Origin of the sequence: Lacinutrix sp. (assembly GCF_023299985.1) — a bacterium.
Classification (GTDB): domain Bacteria; phylum Bacteroidota; class Bacteroidia; order Flavobacteriales; family Flavobacteriaceae; genus Lacinutrix.
The window spans coordinates 1-3,887 of the sequence record NZ_JALZVX010000007.1 but is presented as its reverse complement, the minus strand read 5'-3'; the positions used below and the strand labels follow the sequence as shown (position 1 = coordinate 3,887).

The window sequence follows — 3,887 nt, the reverse complement described above, 5'->3', positions numbered from 1 at the left end:
AGGACTTTAAGTTTAAAGCTTTCGCTATATCGTCTTACATATCCATCATTTTTATACATATACATTTGTTTTAGTGTATACATATTTCAGGACGGGTCAGAGATTCGTTTAACGTTGTTATATAAGATTAGTTGCGTGTTTTAATCACTAAAGTTAGCAAATAAATCACAGATAGAAAGACCGCGAGGACTTTTGTAAGTAGGCTAGAACTAGCAGTTAATTTTATACGGTGTTGCCCATAGTTATTTTTTATTTTCAAGTTCTATAATTTGGTCTATCCAATTTGATTGATTTGTTAACTTTATTTCAGGTGATAAACCAATATTCTCAAATTGCAATAGCTTTCTATTTGTTACATTTCTTGATAAATCATATTGAATTTCTTGGCAGTTCAAATTTCCAGAAATCGAACCGTTTCCCCAACCATATGTTAATTGACCGCGACTATTTTCCCCAGTCAAGATTGTTCTTGAATCTTTATTTAACAAATATGCACCTAACTCAGCTGCACTGCCAGTTTTGAAATTTACTAACACATAGATTTTATTAATACTTTTGTTTTTTGTAATTATTTTAATGAGTGGTTTAATTTGTTCAGTTGAGCCACCTTCATTATTTCTTAAGTCAATAATTAAATTTTTATTATCTAATTTAGTTTTTATATTTTGATAAAATTCATCAGCTTCTTTAATTAATTCTTTCGAACGTTTTAATGATTTTATACTAATGTAATTAATCGTTGAGTTAAGTTTTTCAAATTTGAAGTTCTGTTTATGATTTTTATTGAAAAAATACTTATTATTTTTATTCCAAAAAGTAGAATGAATTCTACCATTCGTAATATTGATACCATTTTGGTAGTACAGAAATCCATTCTTATAAAATTCAAATATCTCAAACGAATTATTAACATCTCTACTTATTCGTAGTCTAATCATTCCCTTTTTCCAATCTTTGGAATTTGATTCTAATAAAATACCAAACCACAAGTTATCTGACGATTTCTGAATTAAAATACTTTCTTTGCCTTGATAATAAATTCCAGAAATACTGTCTTCTGAATTAATTACTTGTTCAAATGTATTTGAATAAGAAGGAATAATTGATTTAATATCTTTGCTAGTAGAATAAATTTGGTTGTGTTTGTCTTTTATGAAGGAAATGTATTTTTGAATATAACCTGAACAGAAATAAGTACTCAAACTATCATTTTTTATTTCTTTTTTAATTTTATTTTCCCAATTTTTAAATTCTTCTTCTCTTTTTAATTTCTTAACCTGTGATTTATAACTTGTTGACTTTTTAATAATTTGAGTTGTTTCTGTTAAACTCACTATACAATCACACCCATTTTCTTGACCAAATGAAAGATTTGTGATAAACAAAAAAAGAAATGTAGGTAATATTGTTTTCAAATCTTTTATTTTAGAAGTGTCTGTTTTAATTATGGGTAATGTTTCGTTGATAAAAAATCGTTTTAATGTTTTTTATCAGACGTTAAACGAAGCTAGTGTTTATTTTTTACAAAGTCAAGTTTAGAATTTTATAGCATAAGATTCCTGCTTTCTCAAGTATATGTGTTAGAAACTAATCCCAAATAGTACAGCATCATTTGCAAAGCTACTTTGGTATGAGCGTACATAATCTACACGTAAAAATCTAAATTTGCCAAAACCAATATTATCGACACCAATAGAATATTCTGAATACGTTTTATTGTCTTGTGTAAATGCTGCATTTACTCCTAAAATAAGATTAAAATTAAGCTTATTTAATAACGGAATTTTATTTAATATGTAACCGTTAAAACGATATTCAGTATGTAACTCTGCATAATTGTTATTTGTGCTTAGAGCGTAATATGGCAAGTTTTTAAACGAATTTAAATATGAGCCATCAAGCTTTACATTGGTTTGGTTGCCATTAAAGTGATGGTAATCCATAAAAGCAATGTTATCTGCATTTTTAAAAATACCAGCTTGCGCATTATATTCAAATTCACCTTTGTTTCCAAGGCGAATGCGTTGTCTTAATCTTGCTTTAAACTGGTCGAAATTATAGTTAGAGTTTGTTGCAGCAAAACCTTTTTCGTAGCCTACAGATAGTGTTGGATATTTGCTGTTGGGTATATTATATTTTCCATCTGGATAGCTTAAATAATCTTGAGCAAAATTAATAGTAGCATTTACATTAAGCTTTGCAATATTATGTGTGTTAAAAGGACGAGAGGTAAAGTCTGTTTCGTTTAACGGGTTGTTGCTTGTGTAACTATCTCTATCTTCATTAATGGTTACATAATCGCTATTATTAAATAATGCTTTTCTGCGTTCGAAGCCTAAAACAGAATTTAATCTAACGCCATTAAACAGTTCTTGAAAGTATTGACCTTGCACAAAACTTTTGTTGTAAAGCTTGATATAGTTATCCTCAAAAAATAAAGAGCTCACCATATTTTCTACATTAGAAATTGGGTTAGCACTGTTAAACTGTTCTGTTTTTACACCACCAGAAAGTGAAATAAAGCGATCGTTAATATTATTAAATTTAAAACGAGTGGTAATTGTGCCACGCAAGCGATTATCTGCCTCACCATAGTTTATGTTTCCAGAGACATTAAAGTATCTTTTAAAATCGTCTATTTGCTTAGAGTAGCGCATACCTAGAGTTCCGTTCCAACCTTGCACAGTATTAAAAGTGATTTTTTCTAAAGGAGAATCTATACTAAAACGGTAGTTTTTATGGGAATTTTGGTAGCTATAACCACCTAAAATATCGCCTAATTTAAAAGCATTTTTTTTTGTGTCTATAGAGTCTAAGTATGGTTTAGATTTTCTAACCAATTGTATGCTGTCTTTTTTTACATAATCTGTAGTTTCCTCTTTGGTAAGAGGAACAGGACGTTTTGCATCCCAAAAAGTAGAATCTTTTTTATTCGAATTTTCTTCAAAAGAAAGAATTTCTCGTGTAAAGTTTTTAGCGCCAAATTCTGGTGTAAAATCGTAGTCACTATAAACAGCAGTAAATTTTCCTTCGCCTTTAAAACCAAAAAAGCCATATTTAAAATCTAATGTCTGTGTTATTAATGCCCAAATATTATCGGTTTCAGAATAAGAGAATGTTTGTTTTAAAGTTAGTAAATCTATAGGAAGAATGCCTGTGCGTTTTCCAGTAATGGTAACATCTGTAGCATAAAGTAGCCATTGGTCTTCTACAATATAAATGTAGCCTGAAAAAGCTGCATCGTTATCTCGTTTTGGTGTAATTAGTATTTTATTGATGAGGTTATTATTGTCATCATAAAAAACACCTTCTAACTTATATTTATAGTAATTGAATGCATAATCTGCTATTGGAGAAATTGTAGTGTTTCCAAGGTCGAAGGTGTTGTTGTAAAAATTGTAGTTTACATCTGTAGCATTATTAAAACTAAAACCACTTGCATCACCACTTACCTTAGATGCTAATATTTTTTCTTTTAAGCGTCGTGGTTTTTGGTATTCAATTTTAGAAATTGTTTCCGATAAATATATAATTCCAGTTCGTGTAGAATCTAATGCACCATCAAGATCTCCAACTTCTTGACCTAATACTTTTTCTGGAGCATCTACAATTTTTATAAGTCCGCGAGAATAAAAATTAGCTTTGTATTCACTTAATTTTTCTAAGACTTCTTTTCGTTTCGCAATAGTATTTCTAATAATTTGGTTAGCAGGGTTTTCTTCAGAGTTTATAACGACTTCACTTAAAGAAATATTTTCCTCTAGGAGTTTAGCATCTAGAACGTATGGAAGCGACTTAATCGAAATATTTTTTTTAAGCGTTTTAAAGCCTAAATATTGAAAAACAATGGTGTAATCTCCAACTTTTTCAATGTCTAAGGTGTAATT

2 protein-coding genes are annotated in these 3,887 nt (G+C 29.2%); both read right to left on the bottom strand.

Annotation, left to right across the window (positions count from 1 at the left end; genetic code table 11):
- Positions 1–242: 242 nt before the first annotated feature.
- Entirely contained in the window at positions 243–1,415 is a 1,173-nt protein-coding gene (locus tag Q0C58_RS00580; protein ID WP_290696324.1) for a S41 family peptidase, read from the bottom strand.
- Positions 1,416–1,580: 165 nt separating this feature from the next.
- Positions 1,581–3,887 (bottom strand): DUF5686 family protein (locus tag Q0C58_RS00575; protein WP_290696322.1); only part of this gene is annotated, 2,307 nt, incomplete at its 5' end.